Below are 16,483 nucleotides of genomic sequence, written 5' to 3'. Positions count from 1 at the left end.
TGTGGTCGGCATGGGTGAGGCTCCTGGAGCGCGTTCAGGAAAAGTTGTGAGACTTTTCCGGCTCGAACGCGCGACAAGTCAAAACCGTCAGAACCGCGGCAACGCGGCGGCGAAGGCGGCCCGCAACGTCAGCAACAGTGAGCTGCGCCGCCGCTCCAGCACCTGTTTGGGCATGGCCAGCGGAGCATCGGGAAGCGCGCCCGAGAAAACGTCGGAACGGTCGTGCTTCATGCCAGTGCCCTCCACTGATAGAGCCAGGTTTCGCTGATCGTCCGGCCGGTGCTGACGATATTGGCCTTGAGCTCGACCGGCTCGCTGCCCTCGATCATCACATCGAGCGCCAGCCGCCACACGCCGTTGGCGTCGACCTTCGACAGCGCCGTCGAAGTGATCTCGCCCGAACTTGCCGTCGCGACGACATCGAGCTTGGCCTCGGTCGGCATGGCCGTCAGTTCGCCGCCGGCGAAGTCGATGACGAACTTTCTGAGCTTCGCGTCATTGGCAACGCCCGACACGCCGCCCTGGCCGGCCCTAGTTTCCACCACATGCGCCAGCGGCGCATCGTCCTTGGGCAACAGGTCGCCCCAGATCAGCCGGTAGCGGAACTCGCGTGCGTCGCCGGCCTTGATCGGCTCGGACGGCACCCAGAACGCCACGATATTGTCCTCGGCCTCGAGCCGCGACGGCGCCTCGATCAGCCGCACATTGCCCTGGCCCCAGTCGCCGACCGGCTCGACCCGAGCCGACGGCCGCCGCTCGTAATGGGCGCCGGCATCCTGGTAGGTCTCGAAACTGCGATCGCGCTGGTACAGCCCGAAGGCCCGCGGGTTGTTCTCCCACAGGTACGAGTTGCCCAGTTGCGGCGTATTGTTGAGCGGCCGCCAGAACACCTCGCCGCCATCGCGTTCGACGATCAGCCCGTTGCTGTCATGCACCTGCGGCCGGTAGTCGTCGAAGCTCGAGCGGTTGGTCTCGGCGAACAGGAACATCGAGGTGAGCGGCGCGATGCCGATCTCGCCGATATCGGCGCGGAAGAACAGCCGCGCCGTGATGTCGATCGCCGTCTCCTGCGCGCTGTCGCTCGCCGGAGTGATTTCAAAGCGATAGGCGCCGGTGACGCTCGGGCCCTCGAGGCTCGCATAGGCGACCAGCGGCTTGCCCTCGCTCGGGCGCTCCAGCCAGAACGCCGAAAAGCGTGGGAACTCTTCCGGTCCCGCTTGCCACGAGTTGATCGCGAGGCCGCGGGCGCTGAGGCCGTAGATGTTGTTCCGCCCCAGCGCCCGGAAGTAGCTCGAGCCGAGGAACGAGACCAGCTCGTCCATCTTGTCGGCAACGTTGACGGGGTAATTGATGCGCACGCCGGCGATCCCGGGGAACGCCTCGGCCGCCGCTTCCTGGCCCATCGCCTGGTCGTAGAACATGAAATCGGCGTTGGAGAAGCCGAACGGCGATGCCTGGCCGTCGACCACCTCGAACACCCCCACCGGCTCCTTGAACAGCCAGCCCATCGGGAAGGCGTGCACTTGGAAGCCCGAATTGTTGTCGAGCCAGCGCGCGTGCTGCGCGTCGAACTGGATCTTGCGGTAGCCGTCATAGTCGAGGCCGGCGAACAGCTTGGGCAATTCCGGCACGGCCGGGTTGAACGGCTCCGCCGCCATTAAGCGCATCCGCTCGGTCAGCACGTCATAGTCAAACGCTTCCGTCTCGCTCTCCTGAGCGAAGGCGACACGGGTGAGGGAGGTGGTGGAGAGGAGCGCCGCCATTGCGGCAGCAGCCCGGAGAAAGGCTCGCCGATCGAGCCGATGGTGAGAAACAGAAAACATGCACTATCGCTATGGAGGGATCGGGATACCAAACACGAATTCCGCAACGCCGTTGAGCGCCGAAAGTTGTCGCATAGGAGCTATGCACCGGCGGAATGGATATGATTTCGCCGCAATGCGTTACGAGTTCTGGCCGTTTCCGCACCCGGAATGCTTCAATGAGCGACGCTGTCGCACTGCGTCCCCCACGAACCCTGCCGCTTGGCGTCGTCCTGATCCTGATCCCGCTGGCTCTGGCCATTGCCGGGCTCGCCATCCGCTACCTGGCCTTTGCCGCCACTGTCCCGGATGCCTCGATCGCCAATTTCGCGCAGGGCATGTGCCGGTGGGATTGCTCCTGGTACGTGAAGCTGTCGCAGACCGGCTACGATCCGTTCCCGGTGCCGACAATGATCAACGCCGGCAACTGGGCCTTCTTCCCGCTCTATCCGATCCTCGTCGCCATCGTCCGCACGCTGACGGGCCTGCAGACCATCGTCGCTGCCACCGGCCTCTCGATCCTTCTGTGTATCGCCTCGGCCCGCGTCGCCTGGCCGCTGCTTGGCAAGGACCTGCGCGCCTACACGCTGTTCTCGGCCTTCCTCCTGGCCGGCCCGTTCTCGATCTGGCTCACCACCTTCTATACCGAGGTGCTGTTCCTGTTCCTCAGCCTCTGCGTCTTCGCGGCGCTGCAGAACAAGCAGTTCCTGCTGGCCGGCCTGTTCGCCGCGCTGCTCTCGGCCACCCGTATCGTCGGGGTGTTCATCGTCTTCGCTATCCTGATCGCGATCTGGCAGGCCCACCGCGCCAATGGCGGCAGCTGGCGCGATTTCATCCCTGCCGTGCTGAAGCGACCCGAGCAGCTGCTGGCGCTGTTCATCGCGCCGCTCGGCCTCTTCGCCTACATGGCCCACCTCCACTTCCACATCGGCGACGCCCTGGCCTTCAGCCATGTGCAACGCGCCTGGTCGCGTCCGACGGGCAATCCGGTGGTGTTCGTCTGGAACGCCCTCACCAGCTTCCCGCGAGAAGGGTGGGTGCCGACGCCGCCGCAGCAGCTCGCCGTAGCGGTGCTGGTCGGATATGCACTGTCGATCGTCCTCCTGGTGAAGAAACGCTACGGCGTGGCGGTCTATTCGCTGATCTGCCTCACCCTGCCGCTGTTCGCCGGCATGGCCTCGGTGCTCCGCTTCACTGCGGCGCTGGCGCCGATGCCGCTGATGCTCACCGAACTCCTGGCCAGCCGCCGCTGGCTCTTCGCCGTGGCGCTGCTCGGCCTGCTCGCCGGCGGCTACTTCACCACCATCGGCTGGCTGACGGGGTATCTGAGCCTTGTCTAATCCGCTTCGCCTCGCCGCCTACATCCTCGTCGGTCTCGTCGCGCTGTTCGAACTCGGCGTGGTCTGGCTCATGCTGCACCCCAACGTGCCGCCCGACTACCGCGCTTACTACCTCGACAAGACCACCACCTGCCTCAACCAGCCGGTCAGTGGCAGCTACACCCTTGGCACGACCGTCCGCTTCACCCCTGAGGACAAGGACGCCGCCAAGCTGATCCGGGTCTGCGGTCTTGAGGGTCCGACCGGCGACGGCAACCATGCCGTCGGCACCAGCGCCCGCCTGCGCTTCGCCTATGCCGAGCCCGCCACGGCGCTGACCCTGCAGCTATCGATGGTCGCGATCCAGAAAGGGGGCGCGACTGTCCCGCAGCGCGTCGAGATCGTTGCCGACGGCACGCTGCTCGATACCGTCTCGCTCAATGCGCCCACCCCGCAGCAGTTCTCACTGCCGCTCCCGGCGCCTGCCGATGGCAAGCTCGAGCTCGAGCTGCGCTTCCCCGATGCAGTGCAGATGGGCCCGACCGATCCGGACAACCGCCTGCGCTCGATCAAGCTGCTGTCCGCGGCGCTTCTCCCCGCCTGAAACTTTCCTTAACCGATCGGTTGACAACCATCATTGCGAGGTGTATTCAACCATTAAGTTATCAACTTGAGGGTTGAGCAATGGACTGCGTCGAACTCACCGGCACTGCGCCGACCAAGACCTCCGCCGTCACCACGCCGGCGAACGATCCTGTCATCCTCATCGCCCGCAGCTTCGAGGCACCGCGCAGCCTGGTCTGGCGCTGCTACACCGAGCCGCGCCACCTGGTGCATTTCTGGGGCCCGAAAGGCGCCACCAATCCGGTGAGCGAGGTCGACCTGCGCGTCGGCGGCGCCTGGCGCCAGGTGATGCGCTTCGGCGCCGGCCACGAGTACGGCTATACCAGCGCCTACCTTGAGATTTCACCGGTCGAGCGGCTGGTCTGGCGCGATGCCCCCGAGGGCTACCGCTTCGGCGACGAGCTGCCGCCCGCCGAGATGGTCACCGAGCTGACCCTCACCCAGACGGGCCGCCTCACCAGCGTCCATGTCACCGTCCGCTTCACGTCGCTGCTCGCCCGCGACCAGGCCGTCAAGCAGGGCTTCGCCACCACCGTCAGCGAGGGCAGCGACAAGCTCGACCTCTACCTCTTCACCCTCAGCGCCACCGCGGCGTTCCAGCAGGAGTAACCGCCATGAACACCTTCACCTCTCGCGACGGCACGAAAATCGCCTACGACGTGCGCGGCTCCGGCCCGGCCGTCATCCTGATCGACGGCGCCTGGTGCGGCCGCAATATGGGCCCGATGCCCAAGCTGGCGCCGCTGCTCGCCCCGCACTTCACCGTCTACAACTATGATCGGCGCAGCCGCGGCGACAGCGATGTCTCGACCGATTATTCGCCCGACCGCGAGTACGAGGACCTCGCCGCGCTGATCGACATCGCCGGCGGCTCGGCCAGTCTCTACGGCACCTCGTCCGGTGGTGCGATCGCACTGTTCGCCGCCGCCCGCGGCCTGCCGGTCGATCGGCTCGCCATCTTCGAGCCGCCCTTCACCGATGTCCCCGGCGGCAGGCCGATGCCGCGTGGCTACCAGGTCGAAGTCGAGCGTCTCGCCGCCCAGGACCGCCGGCCCGACCTTGCCAAGTACTTCATGGTCAAGATGATCGGCATGCCCTCGATCATGATGCCGATGATGCGGCTCAACCCGCACTGGAAGGCGATGCTGCACAATGCCCTCAGCCTGCCGCACGATACCGCGGTGATGGAAGGCTACGGTTTCCCCACCGAGGCGGCCCGCTCGATCCGCGTCCCGACCATCATCATGAGCGGCGACAAGACCTTCAGGCAGCTCAAGGAACCGGTCCGCCTCGCCCGCGAAACTATCCCCGGCGCCCGCTTCGCTTCGCTGCCGGGCCAGAGCCACGACGCGGCGGCCGAGCTCGTCGCTCCCGTGCTGATCGACTTCTTCTCCGGCGCCGATACCGCGCGCGCCGCTGCCTGACCCCAAGAGACCGAAATGACCGACCACCTGTCCACCACGCTTTCTGCCCTCGCCGACCCCACCCGTCGCGGCATCCTGGCCCGGCTGGCGCTCGGCGAGGCCACGGTCAGCGAACTGGCCGAGCCCTACGACATGTCGATGGCCGCCGTCTCCAAGCACCTCAAGGTGCTCGAGAAGGCCGGGCTGATCTCCCGCGGCAAGGAAGCCCAATGGCGTCCGTGCCGGCTCGAGGCCGCCCCGATGGCCGAGGTCGCGGACTGGGTCGAGAACTACCGCCGCTTCTGGGACGAGAGCCTCGATCGCCTCGGCGATTACCTGGCCGAACTGCAGAAGGGAGACCCCGGCGGCTCCCGGAACTGATCCGGTAGCCCGCTTGGGCTGAAACCCAATGCAGCGACCCAAGGTCATAGCGCTCTCGGACTACCGCCGACAGCGCGACGGCGAAGCCTTGCGCCAACGGCAAGGGCAAAGCGCCGGAACGGAACACTGGTTCGTACTTTACTGGCGGTATTGGGCCGAAAGCCTCGATCGCCTCGACGCCTACCTCAAGCAACTCAAGGAGCTGAAAATGCCGCTCGACGACCTGAAGATCGAAGCCCCGGCGAACGAACCCATCGTCATCGCCACCCGCACTTTCGCCGCCCCACGCGCCCTGGTGTGGAAGGTCATGACCCAGCCTGAACACGTGGCCCGCTGGTGGGGCAATGAAGGCCAGAAGGCCATCATCACCGCGCTCGATGTCCGCCCCGGCGGCAAGTGGCGCATTGAGTCCCACGATGGCGACAAGGTCTACATCTTCATCGGCGAGTACCGCGAGGTGAACGAGCCCGAGAAGTTCGTCTGGACCTTTGGCATGGAGAACATGTTCATCGGCAAGACCCTGGTCGAGACTCACACCTTCGAGGAAGACGGCGCCGTCACGCACTACCGGTCAGTCTCGAACTACGACAGCGTTGCCGATCGCGACGGCATGGTCGCCTCCGGGATGGAGAAGGGCATGCGCCACGGCTTCGCCATCATGGACCAACTGCTCGCCGACCTCACTCAAGAAGCCTGAACCATGCTCTCCGACCCCACCAGCATCCCCAGCGACCGTCGCCTCGAGATCGAACGCGAATTCGATGCCCCGCGCGACCTGGTCTGGATGATGTTCGCCGATCCGTACCACCTGAGCCAGTGGTGGGGTCCGAAGGGCTTCACCAACCCGGTGGTGGAGCTCGACCTTCGCCCCGGCGGCCGCTGGTATCACGTGATGCGCGGCCCCGATGGCAAGGACTACCCGGCCGACAGCGAGTTCATCGAGGTGAGCCCGCCCGAACGCATCGTCTACCGCAACCGCCAGCTCGAGGCGGAAGCCTTCGGTAACAACCCGCCGCCGAGTTTTCTGCGGGTCATCACCCTCATCGACCTCGGCAACGGCCGCACCCGGCTGACGCTCGACGCCTATTTCGATACCGCCGCCAACAAGGACGCCGTCGTCCGCCGCGGCTTCCGCGAAGGTGTGCTGGAGAGCTTCGACAAGCTCGCCGCCCACCTCACGACTGGAGCAACGAGATGAAGTTCGTGACCACCATCCTCTTGTCCGGCAACAATACCGGCATCATCGTGCCGCCTCAGGTGCGCGATGCGCTCAATGGCGGCAAGAACCCGCTGGTCGTCGTCAGCCTCGCCGGCCACACCTGGCGCAGCAAAGTGGCCACCATGGGTGAACACCTGCTGGTCGGCGTCAGCGCCGAGATCCGCGGCATCACCGGGGTCAAAGGCAACGAGACGCACGAGGTCGAACTGACCCTCGATGATAAGCCTCGCGTCGTCGAGGCCCCGGGCGACCTGCAGGCCGCCCTCGATGCCGATCCCGTCGCGCTGGCGGCCTGGACCAAGCTCGCCCCCAGCCACAAGAAGGCCCACGTCACCGCCATCGAAGGCGCCAAAGCCCCCGAAACCCGCCTCCGCCGCGTGCAGAAGGCCATCGAAATGCTGACCACTTAGCAAGAAGACCCCTCATCCGGCGCTACGCGCCACCTTCTCCCCGACGGGGAGAAGAATCCGGAGAGTGCCGTGTGACCGCCTCTGTTCCTCTCCCCGTCGGGGAGAGGGTGGACCGGCGAAGCCGGGACGGGTGAGGGGAGGAACCACAGAACCATCAGTCGAGCCAGCTCGCAATCGCGGGCATCGGCGAAGCCATACCCAAACGCCTGCCAACCCACGGAGACTTCCCATGTTACGTCGTACCGTCCTTGCCCTCGCCATTCTCACCGGCTTTGCTTCCGCCCTGCCGGTCCTCACTGCAACTGCTCAAGAAGGAACTGCTCCCATGCTCACCGCAACCACGTCCGGCTATGTCCCCGTCACCGGCGGCAAGGTCTACTACGCCACCTATGGCGAGGGCGCGCCGCTCGTCCTGCTGCATGGCGGCCTGATGACCATCGACGCGTTCGGCCCGGTGCTCTCCGGCCTCGCCGCCTCCCACCAGGTGATCGCCGTCGAAGCCCAGGGCCACGGCCACACCGGCCCGCTCGACCGGCCGATGAGCTTCGACAACATGGCTGGCGACGTCGCCGAAGTGATCAAATCGCTGGGGCTCGAGAAGGTCGACGTCGTCGGCTATTCGATGGGCGGCACCATCGGCCTGCGTCTGGCGCTGGCGCATCCCGAGCTGATCAACAAGCTGGTCATCGCCTCGGCCCCCTTCGCCTTCTCCGGCTGGCACGATTACAACCAGCAGGGCATGCGTGGCCTCAACGCCAGCCAGTTTGAGATGCTGAAGCCCTCGCCGCTTTACCAGGGCTTCGCCGCGGTGAACCCGGACCCCGAGGTGAACTTCCCCAAGCTGCTCGACCAGATGCAATATATGGGCAAGGACTACGACTTCTCGGCCGATGTCCCCAACCTCAAGGTGCCAACCCAGCTGGTCTATGGTGATTGGGATGCGGTCCGCACCAGCCATGTCGCGAAGTTCTTCGAGCTGCTCGGCGGCGGCCTGCAGGATGCGCTGTGGGATGGCTCCGGCATGAACCAGAACCGCCTCGCCATCCTCCCCGGCGTCACCCACTACACCATGATGAACTCGCCCAAGCTGGTCGAGACGGCGCTGGCGTTCATCGACGCGAAGTAACGGTACAGGGTGGGCCAGATCGACGGGTCGGCCCCACCCCCTCCCAGCCTCCCCCATCAAGGGGGAGGTGCCCGCCGGTGAGTGAGGCACCATCCCCGCCCACTCGCCGGCCCCCACCTCCCCCTTGATGGGGGAGGCAAGCGAAGCTTGTGAGCGATAGCGAACTAGCGCAGCTCGGAGGGGGTGCGCCGCAAGCGCGGCATTCAACACCCTTGACCCCGCACCCCGGCGCTTGGCTCTATGCCGCCATGCTTGAGTCGCTCTTCGACACGCCAGCTCGCGACCCCGCCGAAATCCTGCGCACCGTCTTCGGGCACCAGAGTTTTCGCGGCCAGCAGGAGGATGTTGTCCGCCACGTCACTGGCGGCGGCGACGCGGTGGTGTTGTTCCCGACCGGCGCCGGCAAGTCGATGTGCTTTCAGGTTCCGGCGCTGGCCCGGAAGGGCGTCGGCATCGTCGTCTCGCCGCTCATCGCCCTGATGCGCGATCAGGTCGAGGCGCTGAAGCAGGCCGGCGTCAACGCTGCAACGCTCAACTCCTCGGTTTCGTCCGAAGACTCCTCACGCACCCTCCGCGATCTCAAATCCGGCAAGCTCGACCTGCTCTACGTTGCGCCGGAGCGCCTGGTGCTCCCCGGCTTCAAGTCGATGATGCAGGGCGTCGAGATCTCGCTCATCGCCATCGATGAGGCGCATTGCGTCAGCCAGTGGGGCCACGATTTCCGCCCCGAGTATCGCGAGCTCGCCTCGATCGCCGCCGACTATCCCGGGGTGCCGCGCATCGCACTCACCGCTACTGCCGACCCCACCACCCGCGACGATATCGTCGAGCGGCTCGGCCTCAGCGACGCGCGCATCTTCACCACCAGCTTCGACCGGCCCAATATCAGCTACGCGATCGTCGAGCGCGACAATGCCCGGGCGCAGTTGAAAAGCTTCCTCGCCCGCCACACCGGCAATTCCGGCATCGTCTATTGCCTGAGCCGCGCCAAGGTCGACGCGACCACCGAATGGCTGAACAAGCAGGGGATCCGTGCGCTCGCCTATCATGCCGGCATGAACGCCCGCGACCGGGCCGCCAACCAGGATGCCTTCCTCAAGGAAGAGTCGCTCTGCCTCGTCGCCACCGTCGCCTTCGGCATGGGCATCGACAAGCCGGACGTCCGTTACGTCGCCCACATGGACCTGCCGTCGTCCATCGAGGCCTATTACCAGGAGACCGGCCGCGCCGGACGCGACGGCCTGCCGGCCGAGGCCTGGATGTGCTACGGCATGGCCGACGTGGCGCAGCGCCGCCGCATGATCGACGAGGGCAGCGCCCCCGATGAGGTGAAGCGCGTCGAGCGGCTGAAGCTCACGGCGCTGCTCGCCGTCTGCGAAACCCCGGAATGCCGCCGCAAGGCTATCCTCGCGCATTTCGGCGAGCCGCACCCCGGCAACTGCAACAACTGCGACACCTGTCTCGTGCCGGTTGAAACCTGGGATGGCTCCGACGCTGCCATCAAGGCGCTGGCCTGCGTCTACCGCACCGGCCAGCGCTTCGGCGCCGGGCACATCGTCGACGTGCTCCTGGGCAAGGTGACCGACAAGGTCACCCAGTTCAGCCACCAGGACCAGCCGGTGTTCGGGCAGGGCAAGGATCTCGACCAGCGCTCCTGGCAATCGGTCATCCGTCAGCTCACCGCCATGGGTCTGATCACTGTCGACCATTCATTCGGCGCCCTGCACCTCGGCGAGGGCTCGCGCGAAGTGTTCAAGGGCGAGCGCAAGATCACCCTGCGCCGCGACCGTCCGCGCAAGGCCACCGAGACCCGCCGCGCGCTGCAGAACGCCGTCCAGTTGCCGCCGGCCGCGCAATCGCTGTTCGAAGCTTTGCGCTCCGAACGCGCCGCCCTCGCCAAGTCGCAGGGCGTCCCGCCCTACGTGGTCTTCCACGATACCACCCTTCGCGCCATGGCGCTGGAACGGCCACAGACCATGGCCGAGCTCGGCACCATCAATGGCATCGGGGAGAGCAAGCTCAAGCGCTATGGGGCGGAGTTCCTGGCGGTGCTGCGGGCAGCGGGGCCGGCATAGGGTCCGGTGCGGGCTGACCCCCACCCCTGTCCCCTCCCCGCAAGGGGGAGGGAGACGCTCCCACTGACGCCGGTGTTTTGGTCTCCCTCCCCCTTGCGGGGAGGGGACAGGGGTGGGGGTCCACAGCCACCGGCTTCTGGAAGGGCTCACGTCCCCCGCGGCTTGGCCCGTGCCGTAGCCGCCGCCTCCAGTGGGTTCTCCGGCCAATAGTGCCGCGGGTAGCGGCCCTTCAGGTCCTTGGCCACATCCTTCCAGCTGCCGCGCCAGAAGCCGGGCAGGTCGCGTGTCGTCTGGATCGGCCGGTGCGCCGGCGAGAGCAGCACCAGCAGCAGCGGCACCTTGCCCCCGGCGACGCTCGGGTGCCGGTCGAGACCGAACAGTTCCTGTACCCGCACCTCCAGCGCCGGCCCGTTCTCTGCGCCATAGTCGATCGGCAGGTGCGAGCCCGAGGGCGCGTCGAAATGCGAGGGCAGCAGCCGCTCGATCTCCTGCCGCCGCGCCCAGGGCAACAGCCCCTCGAGCGCTCCGCCCAGGTCGTCCGCTCCGATCTCGCTCAGCGCCGTCTTGCCGGTGACGGCCGGCACCAGCCAGGCCATGTCGGCCGCGAGGCCCGTATCGGAGAGATCCGGCCACGCCTCGCCCAGCGTCGCGCGGAGGTAGCTCGCCCGCGCCCGCAGCGCCTGCTGCTCTTTGCTCCATGGCAGCACGCCAACCCCGAGCCCGGCGATGCCCTCCGCCAGCGCCGCCGCTGCCTGCTGTAGATCGGTTATCGCCACCGGCGCCTCGTCGAGCCGCAATGCGCCGAGCCGCCGCAACCGCCGCGCCCGCACACTGCGCGAGCCGCGGTCGAAGGCCATCGCCACCTCGTCGACAATCTCGCCGGCGAACAATTCCTCGATCGTCGCCCGCTCGACTGCCGCCGCCGCCCGGATCCGCCCGGTCGCCGCCGCGCCGGTGATATCGCTCACCACCAGGTAGGGCGCATTCGCCAGCCCATCGCTTTCCTCGAGGCTCGCCTGCCGTCCATTGGCCAGCCGGAATCGTCCGCGGGCGCCGGCCTGCTGCGCCACCCGGTCCGGATAGGCTCGGGCCAGGTGGCGTCCAACCTCGCCGCCCGAACCCGTGTTGCCGACCATTCCGGCCCAGCGCCGCGCCAGCCCATGCGCCTCATCGGCCCGCTTGCCGCGCTCGCGCCCGAAGCGTTCGAGCCGGTGCGTCAAGTCAGGGCCGTCACCGCCGAGCCCACGCTCGCCGAGCAGCACTGCCAGTTGCGCTGCCGTCAGCGCATCATCCTCTTCCGCCGCGCGGTGGATCATGTGCCCCAGCCGTGGGTGCAGTGGCAGCCGCGCCAGCGCCTTGCCCTCGACGGTGATGCGCCCGCTGTCGTCCAGCGCCTCGAGCCCCTTGAGCAGGCTTGTCGCCTCGCTCCATGCCGGTCCCGGCGGTGGATCGAGGAATTTGAGCTGGGTTGGATCGCTCACCCCCCAGCCGGCGAGATCGAGCGCCAGTCCCGAAAGGTCCGCCTCCAGCATCTCCGGCGCGTCGAACGCCAGCAGCGCCGCGTTCTGGCCTTCGCCCCACAGCCGGTAGCACACCCCCGGCTCGACACGCCCGGCGCGTCCGCGCCGCTGGTCGGCCGAGGCCCGCGATACTTTTCGCGTTTCAAGCACCGACAGGCCGGTCGCCGGCTCGTAGGCAGGAGCGCGCCTGAGGCCACTGTCGACGACGATCCGCACCCCCTCGATGGTCAGCGAGGTCTCGGCGATCGAGGTCGCCAGCACCACCTTGCGCCGCCCGGACCGGGCCGACTGCACGGCGCGATCCTGCTCCTCCGGCGTCAGTTGCCCATAGAGCGGCGCAATATCGACATCAGCGGGGACGCGCCCCGCCAGCCGCTCCGCCACCCGTCCGATCTCCGCCTGCCCCGGCAGGAACACCAGTGCCGAGCCCGGCTGATCGCGCAGCGCCTCGAGCACCACGCTGGTCACCTGGTCCTCGAGCTTCATCAGCGGATCGCGGTCGCGCCAGATCGTCTCCACCGGAAACGCCCGCCCTTCGGAGACCACCACCGGCGCCCCGTCGAGCAGCTCCGCCACCCGCGCCCCGTCGATCGTCGCCGACATCACCAATACGCGCAGGTCATCGCGCAGCGCCGCTGCATCGAGCGCCAGCGCGAGGCCGAGATCGGCATCGAGGCTGCGCTCATGGAATTCGTCGAACAGCACCGCGGCGATGCCGGTGAGCTCCGGATCGTCGAGGATCATCCGGGTGAACACCCCCTCGGTCACCACTTCGATGCGCGTCCGCCTGCTGACCTTGGCATCGAGCCTGACGCGATAGCCGACCACCCCGCCGACCTCGTCGTCGAGCGTTTGCGCCATCCGCCGCGCCGCTGCCCGCGCCGCCAGCCGCCGCGGCTCCAGCATGACGATCTTGCCATCGCCACGCCACGCCGCCTCGAGCAGCGCCAGTGGTACGCGCGTCGTCTTGCCCGCGCCCGGCGGGGCCACCAGCACGGCATAGGGGCCGGCCGCCAGCGCGGCCAGCAGCCGGGGAAGGGCCTCATCGATCGGGGGGGGCGGCAAACTCATGCCGCTTCAATCGGAGAAAAGCGACGTGGATGCAAGGCGCCCTCGGTCCAGGCGCGCGCGGCCGAGGCGCCTCGCCTCAGCTGACGTTCTTCAGCATGTCGAGCAGCGAGCCGTCGAAATCCTCGACCGGCGCTGCCGCGGGCGCCGCGCGTTTGGTGGTGGCGATTTCCGACCAGCCGACAACCACCGTTATGCCGCCCACCTTGCGGTCGGCCACATACCAGGGCGTCAGCACTGTCGCGAACTGGGTCGCCGCGCCGCTGGTCGGGCTGGCGAAACTTCGGCGCGTCTTCACCGTCTGCCCCCTCAGCGCCGCCTCGTACTCGGCGATCTGCTCAGGCGGCGTCTCGGGAAACAGCTGGCCGATGGTCTTGCCGATCACCTCGCGCCGCTCGACGAAACGGTGCGCCTTGAGCCAGTAGAGCGAGCAGTCGAGCACCCGGAGCTTATCGTCCAGCACCGCGATCGGCGCCGGCATGTCGCCGACGAGGTCCTGTACCAGCTTCAGCCGACCCTGCACCTGCAGCTCGCGCTCCATCTCCGCGGTCACGTCGCGGCTGGCGCCGAACAGTTCGATCACCCGTCCGTCGCGCACCCTGAGATCGGCGATCGACTCGATCATCCGCACGCCGCCGTCGCGTCGCTCGATCCGCAACCGGCAGCGGAAGCCGCGCCGGTCCTGCAGCGCCTGCGCGATCAGCGTCAGCAGCTTGCCGCGATCCTCGGCGACATAGAGCTTCACCAGATCCTGCAGCGGCACCGGGCTATCCGGCCCAAGGCCATAGATTTCCGCTACGCGCGCCGACAGCACCACGGTGCCAGGAAAGATCACCTTCCACTGCCCATAGCCCTCATGCAGCTCGTAGAGCTGCAGGGCGCGGTCGGCATCGGTGAGCGCCGGAGTCGGCTCCACCTGGGCCAGTGATTCCGACGGCGTGGCGATCAACTGCTTGTCGAACATCGGGGTCCGTGACGGGGCAGGAAGGGAGCTGGCGGGAACGCTAGCCGCAGCCCGGTTAAGTATTGGTGTGTATCAGCCGTGGCGTTGCCGGCGTTCGCTCGCCGAGCGTGAGGCGACAAGCCCAGCCTTTGCCAGCGCCCGCGCTTCGGCCTGCGGCAGCGGCGGGCTGAACAGGTAGCCCTGCGCCTCGTTGCAGCCTTCGGCCCTGAGCATCAGCAACTGCTCCCAGCTCTCGACGCCTTCGGCCGTCACCCGCGTCTTCAGCGAGCGGCCGAGCCCGATAATGGCACGGACGATCGCCGCCGAGTCCTCTGCCCGCGGCAGATCGGCGACGAAGCTGCGGTCGATCTTGATCTTGTCGAAGGCGAAGCGCCTGAGATAGCTCAGCGACGAATAGCCGGTGCCGAAATCGTCGAGCGCTACCCTGATGCCCATCCGGTGCAGTTCCTCGAGCGAGGCCAGCGCCTCGGCGCTCTCGTCGAACAGCACCGACTCGGTGATCTCGAGTTCCAGCCGCCCCGGCGCAAAGCCGGTCTCCGCCAGCGCATCGGTGACGGTGCGCACCACGGCGCGGTTGCGGAACTGTGCCGGCGACAGGTTCACCGCCAGCGACAGCGCCTCAGGCCAATGCGTCGCCTCGGCACAGGCCTCGCGCAACACGAAGGCGCCGATCGCATCGATCAGTCCGCTTTCCTCGGCCAGCGGAATGAACACCATTGGCGACACCACGCCATGCGCCGCACACTCCCAGCGCAGCAGCGCCTCGAAGCCGACCAGCCGGTTGCTGCCGATATCGATCTGCGGCTGGTACACCACCCGCAGCTCGCCCCGGCCCAGCGCCAGCGACAGGTCGCGCTTCATTTCGCGCCGCTCACGCAGCGCCTGATCCATGGCCGGCTCGAAGAAGCGGAAATCGCGCCCCTTGTCGCTCTTCACCCGGTAGAGCGCCACGTCGGCAAATTGCAGGAGGCTCTCGGTGCTGAGCCCGTCGCGCGGCGCGACGGCAATGCCGATACTGGCGCCGATGCTCACCGTTTCACCGTCGATCTCGAATGGGATGGCCAGCGCCGCGAGGATGGCCTGGGCCGTGATCGCCGCATCCTCGGGGCGCTCCACCGGCATCAGCAGCGCGAACTCGTCGCCACCGAGCCGTGCCACCAGGTCGCGCTTGCCGGCGCAGCGGTTGAGCCGCCCGGCCACCTCGCGCAGCAGCACGTCGCCGGCCAGATGCCCCAGCGTATCATTCACCAGCTTGAAGTCGTCAAGGTCGATCGACAGCACCGCCAGCGTCCCGCCGGCCCTCAGCGTCAGCAGCGCTGCATCCATTCCCTCCTGGAACTGCATGCGGTTGGGCAGGCCCGTCAGCGTGTCGTGCCGCGCCAGATATTCGAGCCGCTTCGCCCCGGCCACCACCTCGGCCTCATTCTGCTTGGCTTCGGTCACATCGCGCGACAGCGCCAGGAGCCGCGCCACCTCGCCACCGGCGCCCAGGATCGGCGACACGCTGAGGTCCCACCAGCGCGCCTTGCCCTTGGCTGTCGGCCCGAACAGCGTGTGGCGCACCGTCTCGCCCTGCTGTGCTGCAGCGATCGCCGCGCGGATCGTCGCGCGCTGGTCCTCAGGCCAGAACTGCTCGAACGGCACCCCCCGGATCGCCTCGAAGTCATCGACCTCCATGATGCGGACGCCGGGACCGTTCATGAAGATCAGTCGGCCCGCACCATCCAGCACCTCGATCGCCATCGTGCTCGCCTCGAGGATCGAGCGAGCGAACTCCTCGCTTTCGCGCAGCGCCGCCTCCGCCACCCGGCGGTCATGGATATCCTCGAGCGTGCCGTACCAGCGGACGATCTGTCCGAGCTTGTCGCGGCGCGCCGCCGCCCGCGCCCGCATCCAGCGATAGACGCCGCTCTTCAGCCGGATGCGATAGGTGATGTCGAGCGGCTCGCCGCTTTCGAGCGATCGGGTCCAGTCGGCAATGGTCGGTTCGAGGTCGTCGGGGTGCACGACGCTCGCCCAGCCCTGGCCCAGCGTCTCTTCGGTGTTGAGGTCGACCATCTCGAGCCAGCGCGGCCCGAACTCGATGATGTTGCCCTCGGGGTCGGCGAGCCACATCACTTCCGGGTTGAGGTCGACGGCGGTGCGGTAATGGTCTTCGCTCTCGCGCAGCGCCCGCTCGGCCAGCGTCGTGCGGGTCACGTCCTGCACGATCACCTGCACTTCGTTCGGCCCGAGCGGATAGTGCGCCGCGCTGTATTCGCGGGCCGTCCCGCCGACCGGCAGGCTGCGGAAACGGAAGGCGCCGGATTTCCCGCTGCGCACTGCTGCATGCATCCGGCGGCGGACGCGCGCCCGATCCGAGGCATGCAGCTTTGCCAGTGTCGCCGCGAGCGGTACGCCCTGGTCGAGCGCTTCGCCGCGAATGGTGGTGGCCGAATGGTAGACCCGGTCGGTCAGCGCGTGCCAGGTCCACACAGAAATGCCGGTCGCGCTGCCGATCTGCCGCAGCGTCTCTGCGGCAGCCTCAGCCGGCGGTGTGCCCCTCGACACGGTGCCTGTGTTGCGCATGCGA

General features: G+C 67.5%; 15 protein-coding genes. 10 read left to right on the top strand and 5 right to left on the bottom strand.

The features are described 5' to 3' along the window. Positions 1 to 87 precede the first annotated feature (87 nt). Both ACSQ23_RS00995 and ACSQ23_RS00990 read right to left on the bottom strand, forming a co-directional pair. Positions 88 to 231 (bottom strand): hypothetical protein, encoded by a 144-nt coding sequence (locus tag ACSQ23_RS00995; RefSeq protein ID WP_156384757.1) that lies wholly within the window; start codon positions 229 to 231, stop codon positions 88 to 90. Further along, a complete protein-coding gene (locus ACSQ23_RS00990; protein WP_055885431.1) occupies positions 228 to 1,823 on the bottom strand; it encodes a glucan biosynthesis protein in 1,596 nt (531 codons plus the stop codon). Before ACSQ23_RS00990 ends, ACSQ23_RS00995 begins: the two co-directional genes overlap by 4 nt. Before the next feature lie 158 nt (positions 1,824 to 1,981). Here ACSQ23_RS00990 and ACSQ23_RS00985 point away from each other — a divergent pair, with 158 nt between their 5' ends. The 10 genes from ACSQ23_RS00985 to recQ all read left to right on the top strand — a co-directional run bounded on the left by ACSQ23_RS00985 (position 1,982) and on the right by recQ (position 10,359). Further along, positions 1,982 to 3,142: a hypothetical protein gene (locus tag ACSQ23_RS00985; RefSeq protein WP_436089413.1), complete on the top strand. Its 1,161-nt coding sequence runs from the start codon at positions 1,982 to 1,984 to the stop codon at positions 3,140 to 3,142. After that, on the top strand, positions 3,135 to 3,725 hold the full coding sequence (locus ACSQ23_RS00980; RefSeq protein WP_055885422.1) for a hypothetical protein: 591 nt from the start codon (positions 3,135 to 3,137) through the stop codon (positions 3,723 to 3,725). The genes ACSQ23_RS00985 and ACSQ23_RS00980 overlap by 8 nt, the downstream gene beginning before the upstream one ends. A gap of 80 nt (positions 3,726 to 3,805) precedes the next feature. Further along, positions 3,806 to 4,354 carry an SRPBCC domain-containing protein gene (locus ACSQ23_RS00975; protein WP_055885419.1) on the top strand — a complete coding sequence of 183 codons (549 nt, stop codon included), beginning with the start codon at positions 3,806 to 3,808 and terminating at the stop codon, positions 4,352 to 4,354. Between the two features lie 5 nt (positions 4,355 to 4,359). Then, positions 4,360 to 5,169, top strand: coding sequence for an alpha/beta fold hydrolase (locus ACSQ23_RS00970; protein WP_056002767.1), 810 nt, complete (start codon positions 4,360 to 4,362; stop codon positions 5,167 to 5,169). A 15-nt stretch (positions 5,170 to 5,184) separates the two neighbouring features. Further along, on the top strand, positions 5,185 to 5,529 hold the full coding sequence (locus ACSQ23_RS00965; RefSeq protein WP_055885411.1) for an ArsR/SmtB family transcription factor: 345 nt from the start codon (positions 5,185 to 5,187) through the stop codon (positions 5,527 to 5,529). Between the two features lie 28 nt (positions 5,530 to 5,557). Continuing rightward, entirely contained in the window at positions 5,558 to 6,226 is a 669-nt protein-coding gene (locus ACSQ23_RS00960; RefSeq protein WP_055885407.1) for an SRPBCC domain-containing protein, read from the top strand. A gap of 3 nt (positions 6,227 to 6,229) precedes the next feature. Next, positions 6,230 to 6,727: an SRPBCC domain-containing protein gene (locus tag ACSQ23_RS00955; RefSeq protein ID WP_436089412.1), complete on the top strand. Its 498-nt coding sequence runs from the start codon at positions 6,230 to 6,232 to the stop codon at positions 6,725 to 6,727. Next, positions 6,724 to 7,158 (top strand): YdeI/OmpD-associated family protein, encoded by a 435-nt coding sequence (locus tag ACSQ23_RS00950; RefSeq protein WP_055885400.1) that lies wholly within the window; start codon positions 6,724 to 6,726, stop codon positions 7,156 to 7,158. The genes ACSQ23_RS00955 and ACSQ23_RS00950 overlap by 4 nt, the downstream gene beginning before the upstream one ends. Positions 7,159 to 7,483: 325 nt before the next feature. Further along, entirely contained in the window at positions 7,484 to 8,284 is an 801-nt protein-coding gene (locus ACSQ23_RS00945; RefSeq protein ID WP_055885396.1) for an alpha/beta fold hydrolase, read from the top strand. A 248-nt stretch (positions 8,285 to 8,532) separates the two neighbouring features. Beyond that, complete coding sequence (gene recQ / locus ACSQ23_RS00940; RefSeq protein ID WP_055886193.1) at positions 8,533 to 10,359, top strand: DNA helicase RecQ; 1,827 nt, start codon at positions 8,533 to 8,535, stop codon at positions 10,357 to 10,359. A 146-nt stretch (positions 10,360 to 10,505) separates the two neighbouring features. Here the strand turns inward: recQ and hrpB are convergent, their stop codons facing one another. The 3 genes from hrpB to ACSQ23_RS00925 all read right to left on the bottom strand — a co-directional run bounded on the left by hrpB (position 10,506) and on the right by ACSQ23_RS00925 (position 16,479). Continuing rightward, positions 10,506 to 12,950: an ATP-dependent helicase HrpB gene (hrpB, locus tag ACSQ23_RS00935; protein ID WP_436089411.1), complete on the bottom strand. Its 2,445-nt coding sequence runs from the start codon at positions 12,948 to 12,950 to the stop codon at positions 10,506 to 10,508. 76 nt (positions 12,951 to 13,026) lie between these two features. After that, positions 13,027 to 13,911 (bottom strand): PAS domain-containing protein, encoded by an 885-nt coding sequence (locus tag ACSQ23_RS00930; RefSeq protein ID WP_055887964.1) that lies wholly within the window; start codon positions 13,909 to 13,911, stop codon positions 13,027 to 13,029. A gap of 72 nt (positions 13,912 to 13,983) precedes the next feature. Beyond that, the gene (locus ACSQ23_RS00925; protein ID WP_436089410.1) at positions 13,984 to 16,479 is read right to left on the bottom strand and encodes a putative bifunctional diguanylate cyclase/phosphodiesterase; all 2,496 of its coding nucleotides are present in this window, start codon (positions 16,477 to 16,479) and stop codon (positions 13,984 to 13,986) included. Positions 16,480 to 16,483 lie beyond the last annotated feature (4 nt).

It is taken from the genome of Devosia sp. LjRoot16, from assembly GCF_964252795.1.
Taxonomy (GTDB): domain Bacteria; phylum Pseudomonadota; class Alphaproteobacteria; order Rhizobiales; family Devosiaceae; genus Devosia_A.
The sequence above is the reverse complement of the archived record's forward strand: the minus strand, read 5'-3'. Positions and strand labels throughout refer to the sequence as shown.

Coding starts and splice junctions, on each gene's coding strand:
- ACSQ23_RS00960 (WP_055885407.1), top strand. CDS start 5,558: ATGCAGCGACCCAAGGTCATAGCGCTCTCGGACTACCGCCGACAGCGC.
- ACSQ23_RS00985 (WP_436089413.1), top strand. CDS start 1,982: ATGAGCGACGCTGTCGCACTGCGTCCCCCACGAACCCTGCCGCTTGGC.
- ACSQ23_RS00970 (WP_056002767.1), top strand. CDS start 4,360: ATGAACACCTTCACCTCTCGCGACGGCACGAAAATCGCCTACGACGTG.
- ACSQ23_RS00965 (WP_055885411.1), top strand. CDS start 5,185: ATGACCGACCACCTGTCCACCACGCTTTCTGCCCTCGCCGACCCCACC.
- ACSQ23_RS00955 (WP_436089412.1), top strand. CDS start 6,230: ATGCTCTCCGACCCCACCAGCATCCCCAGCGACCGTCGCCTCGAGATC.
- ACSQ23_RS00995 (WP_156384757.1), bottom strand. CDS start 231: ATGAAGCACGACCGTTCCGACGTTTTCTCGGGCGCGCTTCCCGATGCT.
- hrpB (WP_436089411.1), bottom strand. CDS start 12,950: ATGAGTTTGCCGCCCCCCCCGATCGATGAGGCCCTTCCCCGGCTGCTG.
- ACSQ23_RS00975 (WP_055885419.1), top strand. CDS start 3,806: ATGGACTGCGTCGAACTCACCGGCACTGCGCCGACCAAGACCTCCGCC.
- ACSQ23_RS00925 (WP_436089410.1), bottom strand. CDS start 16,479: ATGCGCAACACAGGCACCGTGTCGAGGGGCACACCGCCGGCTGAGGCT.
- ACSQ23_RS00950 (WP_055885400.1), top strand. CDS start 6,724: ATGAAGTTCGTGACCACCATCCTCTTGTCCGGCAACAATACCGGCATC.
- recQ (WP_055886193.1), top strand. CDS start 8,533: ATGCTTGAGTCGCTCTTCGACACGCCAGCTCGCGACCCCGCCGAAATC.
- ACSQ23_RS00945 (WP_055885396.1), top strand. CDS start 7,484: ATGCTCACCGCAACCACGTCCGGCTATGTCCCCGTCACCGGCGGCAAG.
- ACSQ23_RS00990 (WP_055885431.1), bottom strand. CDS start 1,823: ATGTTTTCTGTTTCTCACCATCGGCTCGATCGGCGAGCCTTTCTCCGG.
- ACSQ23_RS00930 (WP_055887964.1), bottom strand. CDS start 13,911: ATGTTCGACAAGCAGTTGATCGCCACGCCGTCGGAATCACTGGCCCAG.